Origin of the sequence: Antrihabitans stalactiti (assembly GCF_012932915.1) — a bacterium.
Lineage (GTDB): Bacteria > Actinomycetota > Actinomycetes > Mycobacteriales > Mycobacteriaceae > Antrihabitans > Antrihabitans stalactiti.
In genome coordinates, this window is sequence record NZ_VCQU01000020.1 from 1 (window position 1) to 26053 (window position 26053).

General features: G+C 63.4%; 34 protein-coding genes. 16 read left to right on the forward strand and 18 right to left on the reverse strand.

All coding sequences use genetic code 11. The features are described 5' to 3' along the window. Positions 1-153: 153 nt before the first annotated feature. The gene (locus FGL95_RS31615) at positions 154-534 is read right to left on the reverse strand and encodes a GtrA family protein (protein ID WP_169594905.1); all 381 of its coding nucleotides are present in this window, start codon (positions 532-534) and stop codon (positions 154-156) included. Positions 535-614: 80 nt separating this feature from the next. Here FGL95_RS31615 and FGL95_RS33080 point away from each other — a divergent pair, with 80 nt between their 5' ends. Both FGL95_RS33080 and FGL95_RS31625 read left to right on the forward strand, forming a co-directional pair. Beyond that, positions 615-1058: a DUF732 domain-containing protein gene (locus FGL95_RS33080; RefSeq protein WP_169594907.1), complete on the forward strand. Its 444-nt coding sequence runs from the start codon at positions 615-617 to the stop codon at positions 1056-1058. A 107-nt stretch (positions 1059-1165) separates the two neighbouring features. After that, positions 1166-2140: a YihY/virulence factor BrkB family protein gene (locus tag FGL95_RS31625; protein WP_169594909.1), complete on the forward strand. Its 975-nt coding sequence runs from the start codon at positions 1166-1168 to the stop codon at positions 2138-2140. Here FGL95_RS31625 and FGL95_RS31630 read toward each other — a convergent pair. Together FGL95_RS31630 and FGL95_RS31635 are read right to left on the reverse strand one after the other, a co-directional pair. Then, complete coding sequence (locus tag FGL95_RS31630) at positions 2137-2790, reverse strand: enoyl-CoA hydratase-related protein (RefSeq protein ID WP_169594911.1); 654 nt, start codon at positions 2788-2790, stop codon at positions 2137-2139. The genes FGL95_RS31625 and FGL95_RS31630 overlap by 4 nt on opposite strands. Then, a complete protein-coding gene (locus tag FGL95_RS31635) occupies positions 2768-3403 on the reverse strand; it encodes a TetR/AcrR family transcriptional regulator (protein ID WP_169594913.1) in 636 nt (211 codons plus the stop codon). The genes FGL95_RS31630 and FGL95_RS31635 overlap by 23 nt, the downstream gene beginning before the upstream one ends. 168 nt (positions 3404-3571) lie before the next feature. On the opposite strand from FGL95_RS31635, the gene FGL95_RS31640 reads away from it, so the two are divergent. Then, positions 3572-3718, forward strand: a complete 147-nt coding sequence (locus FGL95_RS31640) for a hypothetical protein (protein WP_169594915.1) — start codon at positions 3572-3574, stop codon at positions 3716-3718. A 33-nt stretch (positions 3719-3751) separates the two neighbouring features. Here FGL95_RS31640 and FGL95_RS31645 read toward each other — a convergent pair whose 3' ends face one another. Then, positions 3752-5281, reverse strand: coding sequence for an AMP-binding protein (locus FGL95_RS31645; RefSeq protein ID WP_169594917.1), 1530 nt, complete (start codon positions 5279-5281; stop codon positions 3752-3754). Between the two features lie 40 nt (positions 5282-5321). Then, positions 5322-5987: a winged helix-turn-helix transcriptional regulator gene (locus FGL95_RS31650; RefSeq protein WP_338080110.1), complete on the reverse strand. Its 666-nt coding sequence runs from the start codon at positions 5985-5987 to the stop codon at positions 5322-5324. Positions 5988-6105: 118 nt separating this feature from the next. Between FGL95_RS31650 and FGL95_RS31655 the strand changes: the two genes are divergently transcribed. Beyond that, on the forward strand, positions 6106-7251 hold the full coding sequence (locus tag FGL95_RS31655; RefSeq protein WP_169594919.1) for an acyl-CoA dehydrogenase family protein: 1146 nt from the start codon (positions 6106-6108) through the stop codon (positions 7249-7251). Positions 7252-7286: 35 nt separating this feature from the next. After that, the gene (locus tag FGL95_RS31660; RefSeq protein ID WP_169594921.1) at positions 7287-8246 is read left to right on the forward strand and encodes a YihY/virulence factor BrkB family protein; all 960 of its coding nucleotides are present in this window, start codon (positions 7287-7289) and stop codon (positions 8244-8246) included. Between the two features lie 46 nt (positions 8247-8292). Here the strand turns inward: FGL95_RS31660 and FGL95_RS31665 are convergent, their stop codons facing one another. Beyond that, on the reverse strand, positions 8293-8766 hold the full coding sequence (locus tag FGL95_RS31665; RefSeq protein ID WP_169594923.1) for a carboxymuconolactone decarboxylase family protein: 474 nt from the start codon (positions 8764-8766) through the stop codon (positions 8293-8295). A 114-nt stretch (positions 8767-8880) separates the two neighbouring features. On the opposite strand from FGL95_RS31665, the gene FGL95_RS31670 reads away from it, so the two are divergent. From FGL95_RS31670 to FGL95_RS31680, 3 genes are all read left to right on the forward strand, one after another. After that, positions 8881-10161, forward strand: coding sequence for a sigma-54-dependent transcriptional regulator family protein (locus FGL95_RS31670; protein ID WP_169594925.1), 1281 nt, complete (start codon positions 8881-8883; stop codon positions 10159-10161). A 111-nt stretch (positions 10162-10272) separates the two neighbouring features. Continuing rightward, the gene (gene adh, locus FGL95_RS31675) at positions 10273-11796 is read left to right on the forward strand and encodes an aldehyde dehydrogenase (protein WP_169594926.1); all 1524 of its coding nucleotides are present in this window, start codon (positions 10273-10275) and stop codon (positions 11794-11796) included. After that, positions 11796-12266 (forward strand): DUF779 domain-containing protein, encoded by a 471-nt coding sequence (locus FGL95_RS31680; protein ID WP_240963469.1) that lies wholly within the window; start codon positions 11796-11798, stop codon positions 12264-12266. Before adh ends, FGL95_RS31680 begins: the two co-directional genes overlap by 1 nt. Positions 12267-12298: 32 nt before the next feature. On the opposite strand, the gene FGL95_RS31685 is transcribed toward FGL95_RS31680, so the two are convergent. Continuing rightward, positions 12299-13132, reverse strand: a complete 834-nt coding sequence (locus tag FGL95_RS31685) for an HpcH/HpaI aldolase/citrate lyase family protein (protein WP_169594928.1) — start codon at positions 13130-13132, stop codon at positions 12299-12301. A gap of 44 nt (positions 13133-13176) precedes the next feature. Between FGL95_RS31685 and FGL95_RS31690 the strand changes: the two genes are divergently transcribed. Then, the gene (locus FGL95_RS31690; protein ID WP_169594930.1) at positions 13177-14421 is read left to right on the forward strand and encodes an MFS transporter; all 1245 of its coding nucleotides are present in this window, start codon (positions 13177-13179) and stop codon (positions 14419-14421) included. On the opposite strand, the gene FGL95_RS31695 is transcribed toward FGL95_RS31690, so the two are convergent. Then, the gene (locus FGL95_RS31695) at positions 14397-15914 is read right to left on the reverse strand and encodes a carboxylesterase family protein (RefSeq protein WP_169594932.1); all 1518 of its coding nucleotides are present in this window, start codon (positions 15912-15914) and stop codon (positions 14397-14399) included. The genes FGL95_RS31690 and FGL95_RS31695 overlap by 25 nt on opposite strands. A 104-nt stretch (positions 15915-16018) precedes the next feature. On the opposite strand from FGL95_RS31695, the gene FGL95_RS31700 reads away from it, so the two are divergent. Further along, positions 16019-16369: a hypothetical protein gene (locus FGL95_RS31700; RefSeq protein WP_169594934.1), complete on the forward strand. Its 351-nt coding sequence runs from the start codon at positions 16019-16021 to the stop codon at positions 16367-16369. Here FGL95_RS31700 and FGL95_RS31705 read toward each other — a convergent pair. Together FGL95_RS31705 and FGL95_RS31710 are read right to left on the reverse strand one after the other, a co-directional pair. Continuing rightward, positions 16366-16941, reverse strand: coding sequence for a hypothetical protein (locus tag FGL95_RS31705; RefSeq protein WP_169594936.1), 576 nt, complete (start codon positions 16939-16941; stop codon positions 16366-16368). The genes FGL95_RS31700 and FGL95_RS31705 overlap by 4 nt on opposite strands. Positions 16942-16950: 9 nt before the next feature. Then, positions 16951-17733, reverse strand: a complete 783-nt coding sequence (locus FGL95_RS31710; protein ID WP_169594938.1) for a helix-turn-helix domain-containing protein — start codon at positions 17731-17733, stop codon at positions 16951-16953. Positions 17734-17859: 126 nt separating this feature from the next. Here FGL95_RS31710 and FGL95_RS31715 point away from each other — a divergent pair, with 126 nt between their 5' ends. Beyond that, positions 17860-18216, forward strand: coding sequence for a nuclear transport factor 2 family protein (locus tag FGL95_RS31715; RefSeq protein ID WP_169594940.1), 357 nt, complete (start codon positions 17860-17862; stop codon positions 18214-18216). 86 nt (positions 18217-18302) lie between these two features. Here FGL95_RS31715 and FGL95_RS31720 read toward each other — a convergent pair whose 3' ends face one another. After that, positions 18303-18908 (reverse strand): dihydrofolate reductase family protein, encoded by a 606-nt coding sequence (locus tag FGL95_RS31720; protein ID WP_169594942.1) that lies wholly within the window; start codon positions 18906-18908, stop codon positions 18303-18305. Between the two features lie 42 nt (positions 18909-18950). After that, positions 18951-19571, reverse strand: coding sequence for a DUF998 domain-containing protein (locus FGL95_RS31725; protein WP_169594944.1), 621 nt, complete (start codon positions 19569-19571; stop codon positions 18951-18953). Positions 19572-19678: 107 nt separating this feature from the next. Here FGL95_RS31725 and FGL95_RS31730 point away from each other — a divergent pair, with 107 nt between their 5' ends. Next, a complete protein-coding gene (locus tag FGL95_RS31730) occupies positions 19679-21154 on the forward strand; it encodes an APC family permease (RefSeq protein WP_169594947.1) in 1476 nt (491 codons plus the stop codon). Here FGL95_RS31730 and FGL95_RS31735 read toward each other — a convergent pair. From FGL95_RS31735 to FGL95_RS31750, 4 genes are read right to left on the reverse strand one after another with little or no spacing between them, the layout of a single operon-like run. After that, positions 21138-21539, reverse strand: a complete 402-nt coding sequence (locus FGL95_RS31735; protein ID WP_169594949.1) for an SRPBCC family protein — start codon at positions 21537-21539, stop codon at positions 21138-21140. The two genes, FGL95_RS31730 and FGL95_RS31735, sit on opposite strands and share 17 nt — an antisense overlap. A gap of 2 nt (positions 21540-21541) precedes the next feature. After that, positions 21542-21694 carry a hypothetical protein gene (locus tag FGL95_RS31740; protein WP_206072520.1) on the reverse strand — a complete coding sequence of 51 codons (153 nt, stop codon included), beginning with the start codon at positions 21692-21694 and terminating at the stop codon, positions 21542-21544. A 43-nt stretch (positions 21695-21737) separates the two neighbouring features. After that, positions 21738-22445, reverse strand: coding sequence for a cation efflux transmembrane domain-containing protein (locus FGL95_RS31745; protein WP_206072513.1), 708 nt, complete (start codon positions 22443-22445; stop codon positions 21738-21740). Continuing rightward, positions 22409-22738, reverse strand: coding sequence for an ArsR/SmtB family transcription factor (locus FGL95_RS31750; protein ID WP_169594952.1), 330 nt, complete (start codon positions 22736-22738; stop codon positions 22409-22411). Before FGL95_RS31750 ends, FGL95_RS31745 begins: the two co-directional genes overlap by 37 nt. 173 nt (positions 22739-22911) lie before the next feature. On the opposite strand from FGL95_RS31750, the gene FGL95_RS31755 reads away from it, so the two are divergent. Beyond that, a complete protein-coding gene (locus tag FGL95_RS31755) occupies positions 22912-23520 on the forward strand; it encodes a dihydrofolate reductase family protein (protein WP_169594954.1) in 609 nt (202 codons plus the stop codon). A 19-nt stretch (positions 23521-23539) separates the two neighbouring features. Here the strand turns inward: FGL95_RS31755 and msrA are convergent, their stop codons facing one another. Further along, complete coding sequence (gene msrA, locus FGL95_RS31760; protein WP_169594956.1) at positions 23540-24052, reverse strand: peptide-methionine (S)-S-oxide reductase MsrA; 513 nt, start codon at positions 24050-24052, stop codon at positions 23540-23542. A 110-nt stretch (positions 24053-24162) separates the two neighbouring features. Beyond that, on the reverse strand, positions 24163-24327 hold the full coding sequence (locus tag FGL95_RS31765; protein WP_169594958.1) for a hypothetical protein: 165 nt from the start codon (positions 24325-24327) through the stop codon (positions 24163-24165). Between the two features lie 57 nt (positions 24328-24384). Between FGL95_RS31765 and FGL95_RS31770 the strand changes: the two genes are divergently transcribed. The 3 genes from FGL95_RS31770 to FGL95_RS31780 all read left to right on the forward strand — a co-directional run bounded on the left by FGL95_RS31770 (position 24385) and on the right by FGL95_RS31780 (position 25998). Beyond that, entirely contained in the window at positions 24385-24723 is a 339-nt protein-coding gene (locus FGL95_RS31770) for a hypothetical protein (RefSeq protein ID WP_169594960.1), read from the forward strand. Between the two features lie 115 nt (positions 24724-24838). Continuing rightward, positions 24839-25354, forward strand: a complete 516-nt coding sequence (locus tag FGL95_RS31775) for a mycothiol transferase (RefSeq protein ID WP_169594962.1) — start codon at positions 24839-24841, stop codon at positions 25352-25354. Positions 25355-25428: 74 nt separating this feature from the next. Further along, entirely contained in the window at positions 25429-25998 is a 570-nt protein-coding gene (locus tag FGL95_RS31780) for a TetR/AcrR family transcriptional regulator (protein WP_338080111.1), read from the forward strand. The last annotated feature ends 55 nt before the right edge of the window (positions 25999-26053 follow it).

The window sequence follows — 26053 nt, forward strand, 5'->3', positions numbered from 1 at the left end:
CGATCTGGGCATGAACTGATCCAAGCCCGGTCTCAGGTGCCATCACCTACGCATCCAACAACCTGTCCCACATGTGGGTAGACATCAGATGTCCCACATGTGTCGAGACTGGACAGAGTCCAGGGACTCCTAAAAGACTCACGAGGGTGGGGGTTACGCGGCGAAGACGAGGCCGCGAAGGGCGAGAAAGCGCAGTCCACCGATTGCCGCGCTCACCGACACGACGAGAGCTCCGGCGGCCAGGGCGCTGGCTGCGGGATAGGCACTGTGAAAGGCTCCGATCGCCAGCGTGCTGACGACCAACCCGACGAGGGCGAGGCCGCCGCCCTCGAGCTGAGCGGACAACCAGCCGACCCGTTCCGAAGCACCGAACGTGATGCTGCGGTGCAGTTCGTTGGCCAATGCCGTGCTGAGGATCGCGCCGAGAAAATTGGCTGTGAGCACGCCGTGCGAGCTGAGGACGACGAAAGCGAGGCCGTAGACGGCGTTGCTTGCACCGCCGACGAGTGCGAATCTGACCAACTGCGCGAACATGTACAAATCGTGCGGCGAAAGGCTATGTCGTCACATCGGTCGTCCGACCTATTTCAGCCCGTCTGGCAAGATGGCGAAACGTGACCCGCCTCCTCCCCGCCGCCCTTGCCGTCTTCGCAATCGCTCTTGCCGGGTGCTCGTCGGACAAGCCGTCGTCGTCGCACCAAGCAAGTCCGAGCCTGGCGAGTGATGTCCTGGCCAACTCGACGACCCCGTCCACGGTGAATGTGGCGCCGTCCGCGCTGCCCGGGTCCACGGCGCTGTCGCTGCCGAGCAAGTCGACTACCCCGGAAGTTGCGTACCTCGAGACGCTTCCAGCCAACGGCGTGACGATCCGCGACGAGGAAGGCACCGTCGGGACCGGTCAGCGCATGTGCGAGGCCTTGACCGCCGGTCAGGCGCTCGACGCCGCCGCGCAGTTCGGTCTGGACGAACAGCCGTGGACGGCCGACCAGGCCAAGATGGCGGTCCGGGTCGCTGCGCACACCCTCTGCCCGACGAACGCGGCGAAGGTCGGGAACTAGCCACTCCCGGTTCCCTTGTGAGTCTTTTTGGAGTCTCTGGACTCCAAAAAGACTCACGAGGGTTGGTTGCGTGTGGCAAGTTGTGCGCAACGACCAGGAGCGCCCAGATGAATGTCGCACAGCAGCTCGATGCGCTGCAGCAACGCCATCCGGCATTGAGTTTCCCCATCGGCGTCTTGTACAAGTTCATCGACGACCAGGGTGTGTACCTCGCAGCGTTGATCACCTATTACGGGTTCGTCGCGTTGTTTCCACTGCTGTATCTACTGTCGACCGTGCTCGGATTCGTCCTCGCAGGCAATCCGGAGCTCCAACAACAGATCACCGAGTCGGCGTTGAGTCATTTCCCCGTCATCGGGGACGACTTGAACGAACCCGCGCGCATCGGCGGCGGACCGTTGGGGTTGGTGATCGGTGTGCTCGGGTCGCTGTACGGCGGGCTCGGTGTGGCACTAGCGTTCCAGAACGCGATGAACACGGCGTGGTCGGTCCCGCGTCATCTGCGGCCGAACCCGATCGTCGCGCGTGGCCAAGGCCTCCTCCTGCTCGGGACCGTGGGCCTGGGAATCCTTGCGACGGCGTCGATCTCGGGTGTCGGCGTCCTTGCTTCGATCGGCGGGCTGCCGAGGATTTTGATCCTGTTCGCTACGTTGGTGGCGAACTCGATCCTGTTCGTCATCGCCTTCAAATTGACGACCGCACGGAAGTTGACCGTCGCCGAGGTCGCGCCCGGCGCCATCGCGGCCGCGACCCTATGGCAACTGTTGCAATCGTTCGGCGCGATCTATGTCGCCAAGGTCGTACAAAGCGCATCCGCTGTGAACGGCGTATTCGCAATAGTGCTGGGCCTCTTGGCTTTTCTGTTCCTTGCGGCAGCCGTCGTTGTGTGGAGCGTCGAGATCAACGTCGTCCGAGTCGACCGCCTCTACCCTCGTGCACTGCTGGCGCCGTTCACCGACAACGTGGACCTCGCCGTCGGTGACAAGCGAGCCTTCAGGGATTTTGCGCAAGCGCAGCGCGCACACCTGCAACAGGACATCCACGTCACCTTCGACGACCGGGAGGAGAAGGAACCCGATTAGCTTTCCCCGAGTGCAGCGATTGCACCCGCGAACATTGTGTTCTTGATTGCTCCGAGGGTGCCCTGATCTTTGCCAGCGAGTGGGGCGAGAATGTCCACAGCGGCATCGACTTCGGCACCTTGCGCCGCGGTGGCATCGACGATGCCGTACGTCAGCGCGTCGGTCCCGCCGAATCGGCGGCCGGTGGTCATCGACGCCACGGCGCTCTGGGGAGTCAACTTGGCCTGAATGATTGCCGCCATTCCCTTCGTGAACGGGATGCGGATGTCGACCTCGGGGAGGCAAAAGTACCCGCGGTCCGCGCGCATGACGCGGAAATCGTGGGCGAGCGCAAGCATGGCGCCCGCACCGAAGGCGTGGCCAGGCAGTGCGGCGACGGTCGGAATCGGCAGTGCGAGAACACGAGCCAGCAGACCCTGGACCTCGCTGACATACCATTTCGCGCGGTCGCTGTTGGCGCCCAACCAGTCCAGATCGAGCCCGTTGGTGTAGAACTTTCCACTCGCCGTCGTCACGAGTCCATGCGCGCCGTCGGCGACCGCCGTGTCGAGGTGTGTGTTGATTTCCTCCAGAACCGTTGGCGAGAAGCGGTTTTCGTCGTCACCGAGATCGAGAACGGCGACCTTGTCACGGTAGGTCAAGCTGGGCATGCTGGGCTCCTTTGGTGTGGTGTTGCGGTGGACCGATGTCGAGAACTGCGCGCACGGCGGCGCGCAGGTGTGCGCGGGCGGTCGGATCTTTCGTGCGATCGCGATGCAACAGGATGCTGGTCGGCAGATCGACGACGCAGGTAGTGATGACGTCGACGGCGTACCGGTCCTTGCGGTCCCACATACGCAGGGCCAGCCGGATCAACAGATCGAGCAGGGCAGCCTCGACCTCGCGGAGGTCGTTAGCGACGTCGGGTGGCAGGTCGTCACGAAGAAGGTCGCTCTTGCTGACGGTGAACAGCAATTTCGACGATCGCGGGAACTGGTCGGCGAACACGGCGGGGGCATCTGCCGCCGCGACGACTGCCTCGACCGCGTCGAGAGCGTCGTCGACGAGGTCGGTCTGCACCGCGAGGAAGTGGCGAGCCGCGCGAAGCCAGGTGCGGCCCAACAGTTCCGCACGTGAACCGAACGTGTGATAAATCGCGCCGTTGGACACCCCGGTCGCCGCCGCAACCGCGCGGATGGTGACAGCGCCCGGCCCCGACTCGACAGCCAGCGACTCGGCAGCGTCGAGCACGCTGTCGGGATCGTGGATACGCGGGCGGGGCATGATTCCACTTTAACAGAGCAGTTGCTCTGTTATGAAACTCGGCGCCCGACCGCGGTGATCACGGAGAAAAGTACCGTTCGTACGCCGTAAATTGGTCCTTTTCCCCGTGATCACCGAGTTGCGTGGTCAGTCTGCGAACGCCGGGCGCACCAAATATGATCTCCAGCCATGGAGCGCTTCATCGGTGGTTTGGTCGTCGGCGCGATCGGCGGCGGCATCACATTGATCTTCGCCAGTACGACGACGGCAGTGATCGTCGGCGTCGTACTCATGCTGCTGGTGTGGTTCGGCCTGGAAGTGCTCGAGGCGCTCTGACCGACGATCTGGCGATCCAGCTCACAAGTGGAGTTAGTTGACCTGGCGGTCGCGCCCTTCCCAGTAGGGAGTGCGTAGTTTGAATTTCTGCAGCTTCCCGGTTGCGGTGCGCACCAACGACTCCCGGAACTCGATTCGCCGGGGAATCTTGTAGCCGGACAGCGTTTGACGGCAATGCGTTTGCAATGCTTCCACCGTGACCTCGGACCCGTCGGTCACGACGAGCGCGGTGACCAGTTCGCCCCATTTCTCGTCGGGGATTCCGATCACGGCGACCTCGCGGACCGCGGGATGCGACATCAGAACGTCTTCGACCTCGATGCTGGAGACGTTCTCGCCGCCGGTGATGATGACGTCCTTCTTGCGGTCGAGGATGGAGAGGTATCCCTCGTCGTCGATCCGACCGCCATCGCCGGTGTGGAACCAGTTGTCCTCGAGGGCTTTTGCCGACTCGTCGGGTTGTTCCCAATAGCCGTCCATGATGTGGTTCGCCCTGGCCAATATCTCGCCGTCCACATTCGTCGTCAGGCTCACGCCGAGTGCCGGCGCACCTGCGCGCACCAGTTTGCGTGCGCGTTCGGCAGCGGGCAGGTCGTCCCATTCCGCCCGCGATCGGTTGATCGTCAGCAGCGGTGCAGTTTCGGTGAGTCCGTAGATCTGAATGAACTCCCAGCCCAGCACATCGAGCACTCGCTCGATGGTGCGCGTCGGAGGTGCCGCGCCGGCAACCACGATGCGAACACGGTCGCGTCCCGGAATCGGGCCATCCCACGACTCGGCGGCCTCCAAGGCCGCGTTCACCACGGCCGGAGCGGCGCACGCCATGGTCACGCCGTGTTCGTCGATTCGCCGAAGGATCTCTGCGCCGTCGATCTGGCGGAGCACGATCTGCTTCGTGCCAAGAGCGGTCTGGATGAACGGCATACCCCAGCCGTTGCAGTGAAACATCGGCAGCGTGTGCAGGAAGACATCGCGATCCGTCACTGCGGTGTGCAGCCCGAATACCGTCGCGTTCAGCCACAGGTTGCGGTGCGTCATCTGCACACCCTTCGGCCGCGCCGTCGTGCCCGAGGTGTAATTGATTGTGGCCGTGGCATTCTCGTCGGGCGAATCCCAAGGCGTCGGCTCGACGCCATGCAGGTAGAGGTTGTCGTCGTCGCCGAGGACGAATTTGTGTTCGACGTCGAGCGAGTCGAGCACGTCTTTCAGCGCCGGATCTGCGTACACGACCTCCGCGCCGCAATGCCCCACGATGTAGGAGATCTCGGCCGCGGTGAGCCTGAAGTTGATCGGGACCAGCACTCGGCCCCAGCCAGCGACACCGAAGAACGAGGTGAGTAAGCGCGCTGAGTTCTGCGAGATGACAGCGACTCTGGCGCCGACCGGCACGCCGAGCCGGTCGAGATATGCGGCTTGGGCGCGCGCGTTGTTCGCGAAATCGCGGTACGTCAGCGTGCCCAGACTGGGAGCCGGCTGATCCGGTTCGTCGATCACCGCGATGCGGTCGGGATAGACCGACTCTGCACGGGCAAGGAAGTCGGACACAGTCAAAGGAACGATCACGGCAGCCTCCGGCGATGCGCTTGGTGCGATGTGAAGAACTCTATCCCTGCGCTACCACCGCAGGCGCGAGTGGACTCAACCGCATGATCGAACCCATCCGTCGGGTGAATGCGCTCTGACCGCCGAGTTCGACTCTGCCGCTCCGGATCGCGTCCATCAACGGCAATCGTCCGAGCCACACCTGATTCAGCGAGGCCACGTCGGAGGTGATCGTCACGTCGACGCCGTAACCGGGGTCGGTCGTGCAGACCGACGGATCACCAGCCTCGATGACAACCCAGTACAGCCTGCGGTCGTCGGTGAACTTGATGTGGAAGACGTGCCGCTTGCCCGGCAACTCGCTTGTGTCCAATCTCGTATGCATCCACCACACGAGCAACTCGGCGTCGAGTTCGTCGGGCGCGGGGTCACCAAAGGCATATTGCGCGCCCCATTCGCCCAAGCCGAACACGGTGGGCTTCAACGCAAGTCCGGCATCCGTGAGCAGGTAGTGGTTGCCCGTCCGTTCGATGAGTCCTGCATTCTCGAACTGCCGCAGCCGCTTCGCCAACAGGCTGCGCGACAACCCGGGGAGCCCGCGAGCCAGATCGTTGAAGCGGGTCGTCCCGACCAGGAGGTCGCGAATGATGAGCAAAGACCATCTGTCCCCGATCACCTCGAGTGCCCGAGAAATCGGACAATACTGCCCATAGCTGACATCCGCCACAAATGTCACCTCACTACAACGCAGGCGACAATGGAAGACACCCTAGGTCTAGATTTTGTACCGCTCTAGTGCAGTTTCTGGACTATCTGCAGCTCAGCGCGATTTCTACCTTTGGTACATGACAACTTTTGCAGATGCTCGCACCCCCAACGCCACGACCGACTGGGTCGGCCTGGCCAGAGAGATCGGCGCTACGCTCCGACCGGAAGTCGCCGAACGCGACCGCACCGGCGAGATTTCCGCCCCCGCATTCGATGCGCTTCGCACGACCGGGCTGTCCAGCGCGCTGGTCCCGACCGAGTTCGGTGGCGGTGGCGCGTCGCATGCGGAAATCGGTCGAGCACTGCGCGAATTGGGCCGCGACGACCCGTCGACCGCCGTCGCATTTGCCATGCACAGCCATCTCGTCGCGACCCAGGTCTGGCGGCACAAGCACGGCATGGACGCCTCGAAGGTCTTCGAGAAAGTCGCGGGCAGTCAAGCAATCTTGATCAGCACCGGCGCCTCCGATTGGATGGCGTCGAACGGCACGGCGGAGCGCGTCGAGGGGGGCTACCGAGTGAGCGCCCGGAAAGCGCCCGCCAGCGGTTGCGAGGTGGGCGACATCATCGTCACCAGCATTCGGTGGGACGACGCACCCGACGGACCTAACGTCCTCCACATTGCCGTCCCGAAGAGCGCCGACGGTGTGAGCATCGAATCGACCTGGGACACAATGGGTCTTCGTGCGACTGGCTCGCACACCGTCGTCCTCGACGACGTCTTCGTACCCCACGCTGCGGTCTCCCTGATTCGTCCCGCCGACGTCTGGCCGCCACTGCTCAACATTGTCATCGGAGCGGCGCTGCCACTGGTCATGTCCGCCTACCTCGGGATTGCGGACGCCGCCGTGACGACCGCGCGGACCGTTGTCGCCGGCCGCCGTGAGGCGCATACCTTCCAACTCGTCGGCGAGATGATGAACGCCTACACAACTGCCGAGGACCTCATCGCCGCGATGTTCGCGGACTCCGACGACCTCCGGTTCCCCAACACCGATGCCTTCGCCAGCAAGATCCTGTGTCGCAAAACTGTTGTGGCAGAGGCCCTGATCGAGACGGTCCGGCTGGCGATCGAGGTCACCGGCGGCTTCGGTTACTCGCGCCAAGGTGAGATCGAGCGGCTGTATCGCGACATCCACGGTGGGCTCTTCCATCCGCTCCCGCGGGCGAAGCAGACCCAGTTCACCGGCCGTGTGACGTTGGGGCTGAGCCCGGCGTTCTGACTAGGTGCGGTCCGTCGGCACGCTAGCGTCACCTCATGGTCGATTGGCTGGACAGGTTTCAGCGGCGGTTTCGTTTCGTGGGGTTCCCGATTGCGGTGATCTACAAGTACGTCGACGACAAGGGCGGCTATCTGGCCGCCCTCATCACCTACTACGCATTCGTGTCGCTGTTCCCGATTCTGCTGCTGCTGACGACGATCCTCGGGGTGGTCCTGACCGATCACCCCGATCTGCGTGACCAACTGGTCGAGTCGGCTCTCCATCAATTCCCCGTCATCGGCGAACAACTCGCACAGCCGAGTGAGCTCAGCGGCGGCGGTGCCGGCGTCGCAATCGGAATTGCCGGCGCACTGTACGGCGCCTTGGGAATCGGTCAGGCGGCACAGAACGCGATGGACACGGTGTGGTCGGTGCCGCGAAACAAACGGCCGAATCCGATTCTCTCGCGAATACGCAGCGTGCTTCTCCTGCTGGTACTCGGAGCGGGCCTGGTTGCGACCACGTTCGTGTCGCTGCTGGGCGGCGCGTTCGGAGCGTTGGGCGGCAACACCAGAATCTTCTTTGCCATCGCGTCCGTCGTGGTCGATATTGCGATCTTCCTCGTCGCGTTCCGGGTATTCACGGCGCGTTCCGTATCGTTCCGCGACGTCATTCCCGGCGCCGTCGTCGCTGCGGTGTTGTGGTACTTGCTGCAGACGTTCGGCGCGGTCTACGTAGCGCGAATCGTGAAGACATCGAGCGCGACGAACAGCGTCTTCGCGATCGTCCTCGGCCTGCTCGCATTCTTGTATCTGGCGTCCGTGACGATCGTCTTGTGCGCGGAGATCAATCCCGTCCGTGTCGATCGCCTTTACCCGCGGGCGTTGCTGACTCCGTTCACCGACAATGTCGAGCTCACCGACGGCGACAAAGCGGCGTATACCGATCAGGCGAAAGCACAGCGGGCCAAGGGATTCGAGCGAGTGGAAGTCCACTTCGACGACCAACCCTCGTGAGTCTTTTCGGAGTCTATGGACTCCAAAAAGACTCACGAGGGCTAGGTCAGTTCCACTGACCGGGGGTGTAGCTGCCTGCCGGCATCTGGATCATGACGTTCATCCGGTTGTAGACGTTGATCAGGGCGATGATGGAAATCAACGCCACGAGTTGGTCCTCGTCGTAGTGCTTGCGGGCGCGGGCCCAGACCTCGTCGCTGACTCCGCCTGCAGCATCGGCAATGCGGGTGCCTTCCTCGGCGAGTTCGAGCGCTGCCCGCTCTGCTTCCGTGAACACGGTCGCTTCGCGCCAGGCGGCGACGAGGTTGAGGCGCTCCCAGGATTCGCCGGCGTGCACGGCGTCCTTGCTGTGCATGTCGGTGCAGAACCCGCAGCCGTTGATCTGGCTGGCGCGCAGTTTGACCAGTTCCTGAGTCGCGTGGGGGAGAGTCGAATCGTTGACAACCTTCCCAGCGGAGTTGATATGACGGATGAACTTCATTGCAGTGGGGTTGCTGAACATGTCGATGCGGGCGTCCATGGTGTTCTCCTTCATTCGAAAGTGGGTACACAACTAGGACGAGATGGCGGCGCGAAGTGTGACAGCATTCTGCGGTTGTAACCTGGAGACATCCGCAGAAGGGCTGACGACGGTATGTCGGATTCCGAGCTTCGCCCGTCGGACGGTGTAGCGATACATCCGTCCGACGATGTTGCGCTGCTCGGTGCCCGGATTGCCAAAGCCCACAACACCTTCCTCGAGACCGCGGCAACCGCTCGCGACATTCGACGGATGGTCTTCGAGTCGTGGTCGCGGAGCAAGCGCGCTGCCGTCGACCCGGACCGGACGGCACCCAACGTCCTGACCGACGCCGAATTCGAGGAGTACCGCGCCGCGCATCCGATGGCGTTGGTCCGTCCACTCATCGAGAATCTGCTCGTCGAGGACGCGTCCGAGGCGGGTTTGCTGATTGCGATCAGCGACGCAGGCGGTCGGCTGTTGTGGGTCGAAGGAAACAGTCGCGCGCGCGACCGCGCCCTCTCGATCAACTTCGCAGAAGGTGCGGACTGGAGCGAACGAGCCGTCGGAACCAACGCACCCGGCACCGCCTTGGCCCTCGATCACTGTGTGCAGATCTTCGGTGCCGAACATTTCAGCCGCTCGGTCCATGAGTGGAGCTGTACCGCTGCGCCGATTCACGATCCGAACACCGGCCGCATTCTCGGCGCCGTCGACATCACGGGCGGACCGCGGGTGGCGGTGCCCGAGGTGCTCGCCTTGGTCCGCGCGACCGTCAGCGCAGCAGAATCGGAGCTTCGTTACCGACTGCGCGATCACCCGATGTTGCTCGGCGCGAACCGCCCTCGCCTCACCGTCCTCGGTCCGCACCCCGAACTGATTCGGGGAACCGAGCGGATCACGTTGTCGCCCAGGCACGCCGAGATACTGCTGCTGCTCACCGAACACCCCGAAGGCCTCACCGCCGAACAGCTCGCAGTATTGCTCGACGAAGTCGACCTCGATGCGGTGACGGTCCGCGCGGAGATGTCACGGCTTCGGCGAGTGTTCGGTGGCGACGGTCTGTCGTCTCGGCCGTACCGCGTGTCGCGCGACCTGCGGACCGACGTCGCCGACGTTCGCGACGCCTTGGCTCGTGGCGACATCGCACGCGCGTCGACGGTCTACAGCGGTCCGGTATTGCCGCGATCCTCAGCGCCCGGGGTCTACCGCGTGCGCGAGGAATTGCGTGCACAGATGCAGGCTGCGCTCGTCCGAAAGCGCGACCCGGGACTGCTGGCCGCCTGGACCCAGACCGTCGACGGTCGCGACGACATCGGCGCCTGGAACGCCTACCTTGCCACGCTCGACCGACTCGATCCGCGATATTCGCAGGTCAAGGCGCGGATCGCCGTTCTCGACCGAACCTTCGGTTAACCGGGGTCGTCAGTCGAGAGAGTGGCGTTTGTCACTGCAACGTCGTTGCAACGTTGCGCTCGTAGGTTCGCTCTCATCGCCCTTCGGTCGCGCAACAAAGGAGTTTTACAGATGTCCGTTTACGCCCGTCCCGGTTCGCCGGATTCCGTCATGACGTTCGAATCCCGCTATGACAACTGGATCGGCGGGCAATGGGTGCCGCCGGTAAAGGGCCAATACTTCGAGAATCCGACCCCGGTGACGGGTCAGCCGTTCTGTGAGGTCGCACGTTCGACCTCCGAAGACATCGACCTCGCCCTCGACGCCGCACACGCTGCTGCCCCGGCGTGGGGAAAGTCATCACCCGCGGAGCGCGCCGTGGTGCTCAACAAGATCGCCGACCGCATCGAGGCGAACCTCGAAGCAATCGCGGTCGCCGAGTCGTGGGACAACGGCAAGCCGGTCCGGGAAACCCTCAACGCCGACATTCCGTTGGCCATCGACCACTTCCGCTACTTCGCCGGAGCCATTCGGGCACAAGAGGGTTCGCTGTCCGAGATCGACGAGGACACGGTGGCCTACCACTTCCACGAGCCGCTCGGCGTCGTCGGGCAGATCATTCCGTGGAACTTCCCCATCCTCATGGCCGTATGGAAGCTCGCTCCCGCACTCGCCGCAGGCAACGCCATCGTGCTCAAGCCGGCCGAGCAGACTCCGGCATCGATCCTGTACTTGATCAGCGTCATCGGCGACCTGCTCCCGCCCGGCGTGCTCAACATCGTCAACGGATTCGGCGTCGAAGCCGGCAAGCCGCTCGCGTCGAGCAACCGCATCGCGAAGATCGCGTTCACGGGCGAAACGACGACCGGCCGCCTGATCATGCAGTACGCGTCGCAGAACCTGATCCCGGTAACGCTCGAGCTCGGCGGCAAGAGCCCCAACATCTTCTTCTCCGACGTGCTCGCCGCCAACGACGACTACCAGGACAAGGCCCTCGAGGGCTTCACGATGTTCGCGCTCAACCAGGGCGAGGTCTGCACCTGCCCGTCGCGGTCACTGATCCAGGCGGACATTCACGATGAGTTCCTCGCGATGGCCGCAATCCGGACAAAGGCTGTGCGACAGGGCGATCCGCTCGACACCGAGACGATGATCGGCGCGCAGGCGTCCAACGATCAGCTCGAGAAGATCTTGTCCTACATCGAGATCGGCAAGGGCGAAGGCGCACAGCTCGTCACCGGTGGTGAGCGCGCCGAGCTCGGCGGCGACCTCAACGGTGGCTACTACGTCCAGCCGACGATCTTCACCGGCGACAACAAGATGCGCATCTTCCAGGAGGAGATCTTCGGTCCGGTGGTGTCGGTGACGTCGTTCAAGGACTACGACGACGCGATCGCCATTGCCAACGACACCCTCTACGGTCTCGGCGCAGGCGTGTGGTCCCGCAACGGCGGCACCGCCTACCGTGCGGGTCGCGATATCAAGGCCGGACGTGTCTGGACCAACTGCTACCACCAGTACCCGGCGCACGCGGCATTCGGCGGCTACAAGCAGTCGGGAATCGGTCGCGAGAACCACAAGATGATGCTCGACCACTACCAGCAGACCAAGAACCTGCTCGTGTCCTATTCACAAAAGGCACAAGGCTTCTTCTGATGGTTGGTCGGCTCGTAGCTACCGCGGAGGCGATGGAATTACTGCGTCGCCTCCGCGGTCTCCACGGCGGACTGATGATGCATCAGTCCGGTGGGTGTTGCGATGGGTCGTCGCCGATGTGCTTCCCCGAGGGGGAGTTCATCGTCGGCGACCGAGACGTGCTGCTCGGAGTCGTCGACGACGTGCCCGTGTGGATTTCGGGTTCGCAGTTCGAGACGTGGAAGCACACGCAGCTTGTGCTCGACGTGGTCCCAGGTCGCGGTGGGGGATTCAGCCTCGAGTCACCGGAAGGTGTTCGGTTCCTCTCCCGGGGACGGGTCTTCACGCCAGAGGAGAACGAAGAACTCGCGGCGACGGTCCCGCTCACTGGCGCCGATTGGGAGCGCGGCGACCGTCCGCCCGCCGGATCCGAAGCGTTGATCGTCCAAGACGTGGTCGACGCCTGCCCCATTCCAACCAAACCCTTGTGAGTCTTTTAGGAGTCCAGGGACTCCTAAAAGACTCACAAGGGGGTAATGCCGAACGCGGAGGCGAGGCGCGTGATCTTCTGCGCTCGCCCGAGGCGCGGGGGATCACTGCCGTCGCGAATAGTTCGGCCACGAGCTTCGAAGTCGTCGAGAAAGTCGCGTGCCCAGGCGACATCCGATGACGTCGGACTGATCGCCTCGTTGATCACGGGCAGCTGGTCGATGTTGAGGCAAAGCTTTCCAGTCAGGCCGAGCGACACGGTGACCGCAGACTGCTCGCGAAGCACGGAGTGGCTGTTGCTCACCGTCGGACCGTCGATGGGTCCGGGCAGCTTCCCGATTCGGCTCGCAATGACCAGGCGTGAGCGGGGGTACGCCATAGCGAGGTCGTCGGCGCTGGTCCCGGTGTCGCGGCGATAGTCGCCGCTGCCGAACGCGAGCCGGAAAGCGCCGCGTGCCTTCGCGATCTTGGCGGCTTCTTCAATCCCGAGTGCCGACTCGACCAGCGCGAGTACGCGGGTGGTACCGCCCAGTCGGTCGAAGGTCTCGGTGACCTGTTCGGCGGATTCGGCTTTGGCGAGCATGACCCCGGCGAGCCCGGGCAGGCCCTTCAACCGGTCGACGTCGTCGGACCAGAACGAGGTCGAGCGGTCGTTGATCCGCACCCACGCCGACGTCGTCTCGAGCCACGACGCAACGGCTTCGCGAGCTGATGGTTTGAGCTTCGGGTCGACGGCATCTTCGATGTCCAGCACGATCTGATCTGCGCGGGAGCGGTGCGCCTCGTCGAACGTCTCGGTGCGCATCGCGTTCACCAACAACCATGATCGAGCGATCTCGGCATCAACGGTCCGCGGCGATACGCTCATTTCCCCACAGTATCGGTCGGCGGCGCGCCCGTTAAGGTCTCCTCATGAACTCGCCCAGCCGCATCTACCTGTTGTGGCTGCTGACGAGCCTGTACCTCGCGCAGGGTGTGCCCTACGGTTTCTTCACCACCGCGTTGCCGGTCCTGATGCGTGAAGAGGGCTTGTCGCTCAAGGCGATCAGCGCGACGAGCCTGCTCTTCGTGCCATGGGCACTGAAATTCGCCTGGGCGCCGATCGTCGACCACTATGGGACTCGACGGCAGTGGCTCATTCCATTGCAGATCGCCGCAGCAATCGGAGCGGGGTTGCTCGCTTTTGCCGACCTCGCCGACGGCTACCGAGTGATCTTCGCGGCGTTGTTCGTCTTCAATGTGCTTGCTGCAGTTCAGGATATCGCCACCGACGGACTTGCCGTACGCACGCTCGACACCGCTCAGCGAGGGTTGGCGAACGGCATTCAGGTCGGTGCCTACCGCATCGGCATGATCCTCGGCGGCGGACTCCTGCTCTTCGTCTTCGCGAAGGCCGGGTGGAGCGTCATGTTCGGTGGCATGGCGCTCATCCTGGTCGTGACCTGCTTGCCGGTCTTCTGGCTTCGTGAACCTGCACCCGCACGGGCGGCACCCGTGCGACGAGTGTGGTTGGAGTGGGCCACTCGGTTGCGCCTGCCCGGCGTCGGACTGTTCGTCCTGCTCATCTGCTTGTACAAGTTCGGCGATTCGATGGCGGCGACGCTTGTCGGTCCGTATCTGAGCGACGCGGGGTTGAGCAAAGAACACATCGCGCTGCTTAAAGGCGCAATCGGATCGATCATGGGACTGGCCGGCGCTGCGCTCGGCGGCTGGGTCGCGTTCCGCTTCGGACGCCGTAAAGCGTTGCTCGGCTGCGGATTACTGCAGGCCGGCAGCCTGGCCCTGTATGTCGCGGCCGCGGCGGGTAACGGCCAAGTCGAGTTGATCTATGCCGCCACCATCGCCGAGCACCTACTCGGCGGCATGGCGACGGTCGCGTTGTTCACGTTGATGATGGACGCCTCCGACCGTGAGCACGCGGGCACCGACTACACCTTGTACGCCTGCGCCATCGTCATAGCGACGGGTATTTCCTCGTTCGCCGGTGCCGCCCTTGCCGATGCTTTCGGCTACACCGCGCTCTTCGGCATCGCGACCCTGGTCTCGCTGCTCGGCTGCCTTGCGCTGGTCCGGGCAATCGATCGTGGCGCCGGGCCGCAACGACTAGCTGTCGTGTGGCCGACCCGGCAAACTCAGCCCGCCGTGAGGGTCCGGTAGGGACCGTCGTAGGTGCTCAATGCCGCGCGGATATCCGGGTCGAGGTCGCAGACCACGCGTGACGACTCGTCGATCAGCAGGGTCGCGCGTTCGGTTTCGGTGTACGCCGGCCAATGCGACAGGGGCGCGCCGCTTTTCGCGAAACTCAGCCAGTGGTCCTGTGTTTCCTCGGACACCGCGCGAAACGTTGCACGTGCGCCGATTGCCAGCAGCCTCGGCAACCACTTGTCCACAACGCCGAACACCGCGAGCAGCTCGAACCCGTGAAATGCGCCGACCCGGGTCAGCCGCAGCAACGGCGTCGCGTAGTCGAATCGGTACACGTATGTCGGGGCGTAGGCCTGGTGCGCCTCGCACGCCGCAAGCGTCGGTCGGAGAAAGAACGAATCGGTGCCGAACTGCAGTGCACCCGGTCGACCGGGAAGGTGCTCGTACGCCGCGAGAATGTCGCGCTGCACAGCGGGATTGGTCGCGGCGAACATCCGGTCGATCAGGCGATCCTTCGATGGCAGTACGTCGATGAGACGTCCATGCAGGTCCAGTTCATTGCGGTTGGTCCCGATGATCATCGGAACGCGGTGCGCGCGACCGTTCGCGAAAGCGGCGAGTGGCTCCTCGGGCAGGAATTCGCCGTCGACGACGGGAACGAAGGGCATTCGGCCCGGAACCTGGGACATCATGGGATGCAGCAACTTCAACGCGGCTCGCACGATTGTTCGTGCGCTCAAGTTCTGCAGCGCGGACGCAGCGGTCTCCGGCGTCGCACCGAGGTTCGCGATGCATGCATCGGCGACCGCGGCGGCGCTCTCGGGGCTGCAGACCGCGTCTGCCGGCGCACTCTGCGCGATGACGCGATGGAACAGTCCTTCGGCTGCAGGGACCGTCATCAGATCCACAACGGACGCGCCGCCGGCCGATTCGCCGAAAAGCGTGACGTTGCGCGGGTCACCGCCGAAGGCTGCGATGTTGCGCTGCACCCACTCGAGGGCAGCAACTTGGTCGCGCAGGCCCAAGTTCGACTCGAACGGTCGGTCCGGTGTCGAGTATTTCGAGAAGTCGATGAAGCCGAACGCGTTGAGGCGGTAGTTGATCGACACAAGCACGACATCGCCGCGATCGACTAGCGGGCGTGGATCGTATAGGGGCCACGCCGAACTTCCCTCGAAGAATCCGCCGCCATGGACGAACACCAGCACGGGTCTTGGCGCACCCAAATCGATTGGAGCGCAGACATTCAGCGTCAAGCAGTCTTCACTCTGTCGCTGGCGCCGGAGGAGGCCGAGCGGCGAGCTGAAGGGGTGAGACAGCGCGGCATCCCTGAACTCGCGCGCGTCACGGATGCCTGTCCACGCCGCAATGCGCGCAGGCGACCGCAGCCTCAGGTCGCCGACCGGTGGCGCCGCGTACGGAACCGCGCGCCAGGTCACCACGTTTCCGTCGCGACGGCCACGCACAATCCCGGAGTCGGTCGCGATGTCCAGTCTCGAGGTCACGAGCCAACGCTATGGCGTGCTGCGCGCGTTGTGAAACACCATTTGCGTCGGGCTACAACAGGAAAAGCTTGTCAATCGAGAGGTCGCGGGGCAGGCTGTTGTCGATGCGAATGTCGGAGAGAATTGCGCTTTCTGCGATGGCGATCCTGTTCACCGCCGTGGCCATGGGTGGCGGTGTCGGTTCGGCACATGCGCAGCCCTCGCCGGTTGTCGGCGGGGTCGGGCAAATCTGCTCCACGCCGGGCAGAGTGGGTGTCGATGGGCTTAGCGGGGACCAACTCGTCTGCACATATGTCGAAAAGCCGGGTGGCTACAAATGGGTGCGCACCGCGCCGATCCTCGGAGTCCACAACATCGGCACCACGTGCAAATATCCCAACGACAACGTGTCGCAAACTCCCGGCGGAATAGCCGTTCATTGCGACCCGTCGAGTAACAAGTGGGTCGGTCCCTAGCTCTGTTGGTGCGCCCAGGCGCTGTCGATGCGAGCAGCGACATCGATGTCCCGAGCAGCTTGGATATGGGGCTTTTCGATTTCGTTGTTGATGTACTTCACGACGAACCGCTTGATCTCCTGATCGACGCTCGCGACGATGCGCAGCAATCCGCCGCGGATCGTTTGCGGCGAAACATCGATGCGCACGTCCTTCTTCTTCGACGGTTCGACGTCGACGATCACGCGCAGGGGAGCGGCCGTTCGCACACGTAGGCCGACGTGAACGTTCCCATCGACGTCGAATCGGTGCACGTCGAGCGCTAGATCGATGACCAGATGAACCTTGATCGGGATGACGAGTTCGAACGTGATTTCGTCGAGGACGTACCGCGTCACTTCGATGTCGCCGAGATCGACGTCAGCGGAGATTTTCGCGATCCGACCTGGTCCGGCACCGATGGGACCGAACTGAAAACTGCTGCCGGCAAGGTCGTCCAATGCGCCGCGGACGCGCTCGGCAGTCACGGCGTGTTCGATGAAGCGACGACCGAACTCCTCGTAGGAGATGTAGTCGACGTTGGGCTGGTCCATACCGCGAGTCTATGTTTGTCCGTTTCGTAGTGAGCGGATTGCAGTGGCTGTCGCCGCGTCGGCTGGGTAGAAGGCCTCGATCGCCAACTCGGACAGGGTCACGTCGAGCGGAGTGCCGAAGACCGTCGTCGTGCTGAAGAACGAGAGGTCACCCTCGAATTTCAATGGCACGACGAGCGAACGCGTGTCATGGACTCGATCTGCGTCGTCACCCGGGTACTCGCTCAGTTCGCGTTGCAGGGCGACAAGCTCGGGGTCACCCGACGCGGCGATCTGATGAGCCAACCGATCGAGAATATGTGCCCGCCACTGACCGAGATTCGTTATCCGCGATGCCATTCCGTCTGGATGCAGACTCAGCCGCAGCACGTTCACCGGAGGCTCCAGCAATTGCGCGGAGCAACCGACCGTGAACAGGGCAACGCCGTCGTTGCCGTCGACCATGTTCCAGTGCCTGTCGACCACCACAGCTGGATAGGGAGAGTGAGCAGCGAGAATCATTCCGATCGCGTCCGATACCGCCGCCATCGGCACGTCGTGCAGTGTGTGCTGCGGATACGCCGGCGCGAAACCGCCCGCGAGCAACAGCGAATTCCGTTCGCGTAGTGGAATTTCCAGCTGCTCGCTCAGCCGAAGAAGCATCGCCTTCGTGGGTCGCGAGCGGCCGGTCTCCAGGAAGCTGACATGGCGCGCGGACACCTCGGTCCGGCTGGCGAGGTCCAACTGGCTCAAGCGGCGCCGTTCGCGCCACTGCCGCAGCAGCACACCGACGGGCTGTTCGGTGGTGGTCATGAATGCGAGACTATGTCGCTCGAGGAGGCATCGCGATTACCTCCGAGGTAATCGACGCCCGTACCTCGTTGCTCCAATCTTGTTGCAGACCCGCCGCCGGGGCGGTTCCCAAGACCGGAGACAGTCATGAGCGACTTCGAACACCTTGCAGCACAGTACATCTCCGCATGGAACGAAACAGACGCGGCCAAGCGCGACGCCGCGGTAGCGGAACTGTGGGCGGACGGCGCAACCTACACAGACCCGCTTGTCTCGGCTGTCGGCCACGACGAGATCGCCGCCACCATCGGCGCCGTGCAAGCGCAGTTCGCGGGCTTTGAGTTTCGGCTCCTCGGACCGGTGGACGGTCACCACAACCAGGCTCGATTCCAATGGGAACTCGGTCCGGCGGGTGGGGACGCCCCGATCATCGGCTTCGACGTCGTCGAACTCGACGCGCAGGGCCGCCTCACCCGAGTTCTCGGCTTCCTCGACAAGGTCTGAGCACCGCCGACCGCCGAGAGTGCACTTCTGGTCACAAATCACGACGAGCAGCGACGAAAACTGCACTCTCGGGGCGGCGGTACTGATCAGCCGCGGACGCGGTAGCGCAGGTGGACCACACCGCCATCGCCTTCGAGGACGCGAAGCCGCTCGAGCTCGCGCTGCTGGATGCCGAGGTGCTCGAAGAGTCGCCGCCCGCCGCCGAGCAGTACGGGGACCAAGTGGATCTCGAGTTCGTCGATCAGCCCTTCTGGCAAAGCGCGCTGAGCGATGCCTGCGCCATGGACGACGACGTTCTTGTCACCGGCAGCTGCCTTCGCTGCGCGCATTGCCTCGCCGAGGTCGCTCACGTAGTGCACAAATGGCCAGTCGGCTGCCCAGTCGGGAGCCTCGCCTCGGCTGAGGACATAGATGGGAGCACCGTCATGGTGGTCGCCGCCCCAGCCGCGGGCGGGTTCGAAGGTCCCGCGGCCGACGACGACGGCACCGGTATGCATGAACTCGTCGTAGATCTGCCGGTTCACACCCTGTAGACGTGCTACCGCCGCCTCGTAGTCACCGTCGTCGGCGCCCGGGAAGATCCATTCGTGCAGTCGCTCGCCGCCATCGCCGAGACCGTTCTCAGGGCTTTCGTTGGGTCCGGCAATGAAGCCGTCGAGGGACATGGACATGTACAGGACTGTTGACGACATCGGGCACTCCTTGTGTTGGTTCGATTTCACCTTCTGTCTGGACTACGAACGGAATCGCCGAAATTCGACAGCCAACAGCGAGAGACCGACTCCAATGCGCCACACTGCGAGCGTGTCGAGTGCAAATCGCTCGGCCACGCCCGCGCCGAGACCGAAATGCCCATCGTCGACCAGCGCGACGGACCCAGCGATCGCCACGACGATGAAGGTCGCGGTCCAGGCGGCCAGCGCTGGACGCGCGTGACCGAACGCGAGCAGCAACAACGCCATCGCACCTACGTGCGCGAGGAAGTAGGTGACGGCGGCGAGCTTGTGCAGGGTGGCATCGCCGTCGGAGGGGACCAGCCCGACCGCGACATTGGCCATTCCTGCAACGACGAGGAGCACGCACGCGACGGACCTTGCCGCAGTTCGCCCTTCACGCACGCACGCCAACGCAGCGGCTCCGGTCGCCGTAAGCACCCCGATCCCGATGAACGTCAGATTCATCCACACCTGCGCGGGGGAGCGGGCGGTACCGAGATCGCTGATCAGGTGCTCGCGGACGTTGTACGGAGGACTCCACGTCGCGGCCACTGCCACACTCACTGGGAAGTAGAGGGCCGTCGCGACCCAGGAGGCGCCTGCGATCGTCGCGTAGCCGTGCTGCGTCAACCGCGTCATACGCGCAACCGTACAGACGTCGAGGTATCGCGAAGTTGCCTAAAATGCAACAATTGTCGCGATTGGGTATTTCCCACTCCCGGGCCGCATGGTTAGGGGATTTGCAGATGTCGCAAACCGAAATCGTCACGGCGTCACCTGATTCGGAATCAGCTCCGCTCAAGCGAGTGCTGGGTCCGGGCCTCCTGCTGTTGTTCATAGTGGGCGACATTCTCGGTGCAGGCGTATACGCAGTCACCGGACAGATGATCGACAACGTCGGCGGAATGGCATGGTTACCATTCCTTCTCGCGTTCATCGTCGCGACGTTGACAGCATTCTCCTACCTGGAACTGGTGACGAAGTATCCGCAATGCGCAGGTGCGGCGCTGTATACGCAGAAGGCATTCGGCATCCATTTCGTCACCTTTCTGGTGGCGTTCACCGTCATCTGCTCGGGAATCACCAGCGCGTCGACATCATCCAACGTAGTCGCGGGAAACCTGCTGGCTGGCTTACACGAAACATTCAGTAGCGCAGATGGACTGGGTTGGTTCGATGTACCGACAGGGTCGGCTGCGCAGCTCGGCGTTGCGCTCGGATTCATGATTTTGTTGGCACTGATCAATTTGCGCGGTGTCGGCGAATCGGTGAAGTTCAACGTCGTCCTGACGATCGTCGAAATGTCGGCGCTTGCCATCGTCATCGTCATCGGCTTCGTCGCAGCAGGACGCGGCACCGGCAACGGGGATATCTCGAACCTGGTCGTGTTCGACGATCCGAACGAAAAGGGCTGGTTCCTCGCGGTCACGATCGCGACGACTATCGCGTTCTTCGCGATGGTCGGTTTCGAGGATTCGGTCAACATGGTCGAGGAGACGAAGAATCCGCAGAAGATTTTCCCGAAGGTCATGCTCTCTGGGCTCGGAATCGCGTGTGTGATTTACATGCTCGTCGCGGTCGCAGTGATCGCGGTACTGCCGCTGAACTACGACTCCGGAAGCGAAGGCATTCTGCTACACGTCGTGCGGATCGGCGCGCCGTCGATCCCGATCGACGAAATCTTCCCGTACCTGACCGTCTTCGCCGTGGCGAACACTGCGCTCATCAACATGCTCATGGCGAGCCGTCTTGTCTATGGCATGGCCAAGCAGGGCGTGCTGCCCAGGGCACTCGGCAAGGTTTTGCACGGTCGGAAATCGCCGTGGTCGGCAATCGTCTTCTCCACCGTGCTCGCGCTGCTGCTGATCATCGTCGTCAACCGGCTGTCTAAGAACAACGTGGTCGGCGCCCTGTCCGGCACGACCGGACTCCTGCTGTTGTGCGTGTTCGCGGTCGTCAACGTTGCATGCCTGATCTTGAAGCGGGCGGCCGACGAGGTGTTCTTCCGCGCGCCGGTGTGGGTGCCCGTGCTCGGCGCCGGGCTGTGCCTCTTCCTCGTCGGCCCGTGGGCACGCACGTCGACGCAGATGATCCAGTACAAGATCGCGGCCGCCATGCTCGGCATCGGAATTGTGCTGTGGGGGATCACCTATCTGATCAATAAGCGCGAGGGCCAGAAGGCGGGCGTCATCGACGTCGAACGCCTCAGCGAGGACGAGTAGCGAGTCGCGCGATCCGAGGTAGCGCGACCGCCATGACCCCGAGATAGGGCGGCGCCCACAGCGGCACTCCGAAACTCAGGATGCAACCGGTATTCGTGGGGATCACCTCATGCCGAGTGGCCGGCACGCCGGCGACGCGCCACGCCCACGCCCGGCCGTCGGTGAACTCGCTGATCTCGAACGGTACGGGCACTCCCAGCGGCGTCCAGACCTTGCCGCGAGAGCCGAGCCGCAGCGGACCAGGCACCTCGAGTTCGGCACGCGTCACCGACGGACCCCACTTCGGCCAGGCCTGCAGATCCACCAGCACATCCCACACCGCTTGCGGGGGCGCGGATATTGCGAGTTCGACTGTCGGCATCCGGTGCCGCAAACCCAAACGCATGCCTAGCCTCTCGCGACCGACGGCAGGTCCGTGCCGGCGGCGTAGCTTGCGAGCAGTTTCACGCTGTCGGCTGTCGGAGTGTCTGGGGGAGCGGTGTAGACGAGCAGGGTTGGTAATTCGGGGACCTGGCTCCGGTGATCGTGTTTGTCTGGCACGAGGTCTACGGTATGTGCTCGCGGTCAACCAGATCGAGGTTCATCACGTCTCGCAGCACTCGCAATCCGAGACATTCGGTGTGAAAGGCGGCGTCGGGCAGCAGGTGTCGCCACGCCAGGCGTTAAGACCTTCCTTCACGGCGATGACAGCGATGACCAGCGCGGCGATCGGATCGGCCCACGACCAACCGAAAAGAGCGTTGAGCAGCAGGCCGACGAGAAGGACCGCCGATAGGTACGTGCAGAGCAATGTTTGCTTGGAATCGGCGACCGCGGAGAGGGAGCCGAGTTCACGGCCGGCGCGACGTTGAGCGAACGACAGCACCGGCATGACCGCCAGACTGACTGCGGCCAAACCGATTCCGATCGGCGAATGGGCTGCCTCGCCGAACCCTGCCAGTGCACGGACCGAATCGATGGTGACGTAGAGAGCAAGCGCGAAGAAGGAGAAAGCGATGATGCGCAGCGCAACCTTCTCGCGCGCTTCGGGGTCGCGTCCGGCGAACTGCCACGCGACTGCGGCCGCAGAGGTCACTTCGATGACCGAGTCCAGCCCGAAACCGATCAACGCGGTCGAGGAAACGCGAGTTCCCTCGGTCAGTGCGACGACCGCCTCGAGCACGTTGTAGGTGATCGTCGCAGCGACAAACCACTGAATCCGTTTAGCCAACACCGCACGCCGCTGCGGCGACGGCACGAAAACCTGTGCGGCCATCAGCAGCAACCGTCGGTGTCGGCGGCCGGGCAGCATGCCGGATCGACGGCGAGGACCAGCCCGACCAGGTCGTCGAGGGCCTTGCCGATACGTGGGTCCGCGAGTTCGTAGCGACTTCGCCTGCCCTCAGGGACGGCGACGACGAGGCCGCAACCACGCAGGCAGGCGAGGTGATTCGACAGGATTTGCCGAGTGACCCCGATCTTGTCGGCCAGCTCGGACGGGTAGCCCGGACCGGTGCGCAGGCTCAACAGAATCTGCGTGCGCGTCGAATCCGACAACGCGTACCCGAACCGCGACAGCGCGTCTCTGTGGATCAGGGTCTCCATGCGACGATAGTACAGCGGATTCTGTATTCAGAACAGGCTGTACCGATTCGCTTGGCGCTGTTGAGTCCAGCAGAGTGATTTTGCGAGGAGGTGTCGTATTGGCGGTCCGGTGTTCGTAGTCCTGGTGAGAGGCTGCCAAACAGGGGAGCCCCACCGGGAAAGGAACCGCAGCAATGAAACTGACGACCATCACGCAGATGACCATCGACGGAGTGGTGCAGGGCAACGGTGGAGCATCGGAGGAAGACCGCAAGAACGGTTTCGTGCGTGGTGGATGGGCATTGGGAGCCGGCGACGACGAGACCAGGGCAACGATCGCCCGGACCTACCAGCGCGCCGATGCGTTTCTGTTCGGCCGCCGGACCTACGACCTGTTTCTCAGTTCCTGGGGAACGCTCGACCAGTTGCGGGCGCACCCCATCGGCGTGGCGTTGAATAACGCGCCCAAGTACGTCGCATCGACGACGCTCACCGATCCGACCTGGCCGGACACGACGGTCCTCGACGGTGACCTCGCAACGGCGATTCGCGAGCTGAAGGCCAAGCCGGGTGGCGAGTTGCAGGTGCACGGGAGCGGCACCCTGGTCCGATGGTTGCTCGAAAACGACCTGGTCGACGAGATGACCCTCCTCGTCGTCCCCGTGATTCTCGGTCAAGGCACGCGACTCTTCCCCGAGAACGGCTCGGACATCGCGCTCGAACTGCTCGACTCGCGAGTCGACTCCAGGGGCGTGACAACCCAGGTCTTCCGACCTAAGCGCTCACAGATTGCTTACCGCTGACGAACCCCTGCCCGTCGTTCTAGCCGGAGGTGGTCGCGCGCTTCGGCAGCTTCCATCCCGGCCGGACGAAGTGGCAGGTGTATCCCTCGGGGTATCGCAGCAGGTAATCCTGATGCTCGGGCTCGGCCTCCCAGAAGTCGCTTGCCGCAGTCACTTCCGTCACGACCTTGCCCGGCCACAGACCGGACGCGTCGACGTCGGCGATCGTGTCCAGTGCGACCTGCTTCTGCTCGTCATCGACGTAGAAGATGGCCGACCGGTAGCTCGTGCCGATGTCGTTGCCCTGACGGTTCTTCGTCGTCGGATCGTGAATCTGGAAAAAGAACTCCAACAGGGTCCGGTAGTCGGTGCGCTCGTCGTCGTAGATGATCTCGATCGCCTCGGCGTGAGTGCCGTGGTTGCGATACGTCGCGTTCGGGTTGGTGCCACCGGTGTAGCCGACTCGCGTCGACAGAACACCGGGCTGCTTCCGCACGAGGTCCTCGACGCCCCAGAAGCATCCGCCAGCGAGAATCGCGGTCTTGGTGGTCATATTTCTCCTCCCAGTTGGACTGAGTACAACGATCAATCGTGCCCCGATCATCCCGGCAATGCCATGGTGCTCGCGTGATCGTCGAAATAGGGGGAAGAAGTTCGAGTTGATCATCGATCCAGGACAGGACTCAGCAGATGGCCAAGCAGGTCGACGGCGGTCCCGGCTCTGTCGTCGATCTCATCGACGATGCTGTCGCCGCCCTCGCCAGCACCTGACGGTGGGTCTACCGACAGTTCATCGGATGACGTTGTGCCCTTGGTTGGCATTGGCACCCAGGCCACGCTCGAGGGTGTTGATGCTGGATCGAAAAAGTCGAGAGGACAAGAAATATGAAGACGCTGTCGGAATCGTTGATGGATCTCGCAGAACGAGTGAAGAAGTTCGAGGAGTCCTCCGCCGAGATGCGTGAGAAGAACCGAGCCACCATGCAGGCACGGAAAGAGGAACTGACCTCGACCATCGAGCGCGAAGGGAGCGAGCTGGAAAAGACCGCCGCAGAATTGCGGGAGGCCGCGCAGAGTTGGTGGTCGGACACGCGGGAGGCACTCGAGCACCAGATCGGTGTGATGCGAGCAGACTTCGAGAAGTGGCAAGCCGACATCAAAGCTCAACGCGCAGAGCGTGCCAGCGGGGACGGCAAGACAGCTGAACCGATCAGCCGAAGCTGAGCAAGCCAAGGTCCGTCTTCGGACAAAGCCGTGCCTGCGCAACGGATGCGCGGGCACGGCTCAGGTCGTTGCCGCACACGGTGGTCTCGCACCGGCGTCGCGTAACGTCACGATCGTGACGAGTGCGGAACTACTGGTCGATGGATTCGGTCGTATTCGCGATGTTGTGCATCGTGCCGTAGATGGGCTTTCGCCGGACCTGTTGACAGCCCGAGTGGACGGTTCGGCGAACTCGATCGCCTGGCTCGTGTGGCACCTCACCCGCGTGCAGGACGATCACATTGCCGACGCGGCGGGCAGCGATCAGGTGTGGACCACCGACGGCTGGTTCGAGCGTTTCGCGTTGCCCTTCGACGCCGCAGCGACCGGGTACGGTCACAGCAGCGACGATGTGGACGCAACGCGGGTCACGTCTGGCGACCTACTTACTGGCTATCACGATGCGGTGCACCAGCGCACCGTCCGCTATGTCGAAACACTCAGCGATGACGACCTCACCAGAATCGTCGACCGCCGATGGGACCCACCGGTCACGCTGGCTGTACGCCTGGTGAGCGTGCTCTCCGACGATCTCCAGCACGCCGGTCAGGCCGCATTCGTGCGCGGCATCATCGAACGACAGGTTCGCTGACGGCACACGCTCGGACATTTGCAGGCACGCGATACTATGTACCACGACATAGTTGTGTGAGGAGCAGTGGCGCTGTGGGTCGACGGTCGGATGTCCGCGAGAACATGCTTGTCAGCGCGATCATGCTCTTTCGGCGGCGCGGAATCGACGGTACCTCCATCGGCGACGTGATCGCGTTTGCCGACGCGCCCCGCGGATCGATCTACCACCACTTTCCAGGCGGGAAGCCACAACTCGCGGAAGAAGCAACAAGACGTGCTGGGGCGGCCATCAGCGCGGAGATCTCCCGGCAACTCACTGCCGACGGGCCGATGGCAACCATCGCCTCCGTCGTCGACCTGTTCCGCAAAGAACTCGAGAGCTCCGACTTCGAATCGGGGTGCCCGATCGGTGCGGGCGCCCTCGAGGGCGGCGGTACGCCGGGCGCACGCACTGCGGCGGGGGAGTCGTTCACGGCCTGGGAATCGGTGATATCCGCCGGACTGTGGCAGCACGGCATCGCGCTCGATCGAGCAGAATCCCTGGCCTCCATGGTAATTGCGGCGATCGAAGGCGCCATCATGCTCGCGAAAGCGCAGCGCAGCACGCATGCGCTCGATCGTGTGGAAACCGAACTCACGATGCTTCTGAGCGGACTGCTATAGCCCGTTTGTGACCGCGGTCACGTTCCTCGGTCACTGAAGGTCCCGCCACATTCGC

Coding starts and splice junctions, on each gene's coding strand:
- FGL95_RS31725 (WP_169594944.1), bottom strand. CDS start 19,571: ATGACGCGGTTGACGCAGCACGGCTACGCGACGATCGCAGGCGCCTCC.
- FGL95_RS31690 (WP_169594930.1), top strand. CDS start 13,177: ATGAACTCGCCCAGCCGCATCTACCTGTTGTGGCTGCTGACGAGCCTG.
- FGL95_RS31750 (WP_169594952.1), bottom strand. CDS start 22,738: ATGGAGACCCTGATCCACAGAGACGCGCTGTCGCGGTTCGGGTACGCG.
- FGL95_RS31730 (WP_169594947.1), top strand. CDS start 19,679: ATGTCGCAAACCGAAATCGTCACGGCGTCACCTGATTCGGAATCAGCT.
- FGL95_RS31655 (WP_169594919.1), top strand. CDS start 6,106: ATGACAACTTTTGCAGATGCTCGCACCCCCAACGCCACGACCGACTGG.
- FGL95_RS31700 (WP_169594934.1), top strand. CDS start 16,019: ATGCGAATGTCGGAGAGAATTGCGCTTTCTGCGATGGCGATCCTGTTC.
- FGL95_RS31720 (WP_169594942.1), bottom strand. CDS start 18,908: ATGTCGTCAACAGTCCTGTACATGTCCATGTCCCTCGACGGCTTCATT.
- FGL95_RS31625 (WP_169594909.1), top strand. CDS start 1,166: ATGAATGTCGCACAGCAGCTCGATGCGCTGCAGCAACGCCATCCGGCA.
- FGL95_RS31665 (WP_169594923.1), bottom strand. CDS start 8,766: ATGGACGCCCGCATCGACATGTTCAGCAACCCCACTGCAATGAAGTTC.
- adh (WP_169594926.1), top strand. CDS start 10,273: ATGTCCGTTTACGCCCGTCCCGGTTCGCCGGATTCCGTCATGACGTTC.
- FGL95_RS31735 (WP_169594949.1), bottom strand. CDS start 21,539: ATGCGTTTGGGTTTGCGGCACCGGATGCCGACAGTCGAACTCGCAATA.
- FGL95_RS31640 (WP_169594915.1), top strand. CDS start 3,572: ATGGAGCGCTTCATCGGTGGTTTGGTCGTCGGCGCGATCGGCGGCGGC.
- FGL95_RS31630 (WP_169594911.1), bottom strand. CDS start 2,790: ATGCCCAGCTTGACCTACCGTGACAAGGTCGCCGTTCTCGATCTCGGT.
- FGL95_RS31770 (WP_169594960.1), top strand. CDS start 24,385: ATGAAGACGCTGTCGGAATCGTTGATGGATCTCGCAGAACGAGTGAAG.
- FGL95_RS31685 (WP_169594928.1), bottom strand. CDS start 13,132: ATGAGCGTATCGCCGCGGACCGTTGATGCCGAGATCGCTCGATCATGG.
- FGL95_RS31670 (WP_169594925.1), top strand. CDS start 8,881: ATGTCGGATTCCGAGCTTCGCCCGTCGGACGGTGTAGCGATACATCCG.
- msrA (WP_169594956.1), bottom strand. CDS start 24,052: ATGACCACCAAGACCGCGATTCTCGCTGGCGGATGCTTCTGGGGCGTC.
- FGL95_RS31715 (WP_169594940.1), top strand. CDS start 17,860: ATGAGCGACTTCGAACACCTTGCAGCACAGTACATCTCCGCATGGAAC.
- FGL95_RS31705 (WP_169594936.1), bottom strand. CDS start 16,941: ATGGACCAGCCCAACGTCGACTACATCTCCTACGAGGAGTTCGGTCGT.
- FGL95_RS31710 (WP_169594938.1), bottom strand. CDS start 17,733: ATGACCACCACCGAACAGCCCGTCGGTGTGCTGCTGCGGCAGTGGCGC.
- FGL95_RS31660 (WP_169594921.1), top strand. CDS start 7,287: ATGGTCGATTGGCTGGACAGGTTTCAGCGGCGGTTTCGTTTCGTGGGG.
- FGL95_RS31615 (WP_169594905.1), bottom strand. CDS start 534: ATGTTCGCGCAGTTGGTCAGATTCGCACTCGTCGGCGGTGCAAGCAAC.
- FGL95_RS31755 (WP_169594954.1), top strand. CDS start 22,912: ATGAAACTGACGACCATCACGCAGATGACCATCGACGGAGTGGTGCAG.
- FGL95_RS31745 (WP_206072513.1), bottom strand. CDS start 22,445: ATGCTGCCCGGCCGCCGACACCGACGGTTGCTGCTGATGGCCGCACAG.
- FGL95_RS31635 (WP_169594913.1), bottom strand. CDS start 3,403: ATGCCCCGCCCGCGTATCCACGATCCCGACAGCGTGCTCGACGCTGCC.
- FGL95_RS31680 (WP_240963469.1), top strand. CDS start 11,796: ATGGTTGGTCGGCTCGTAGCTACCGCGGAGGCGATGGAATTACTGCGT.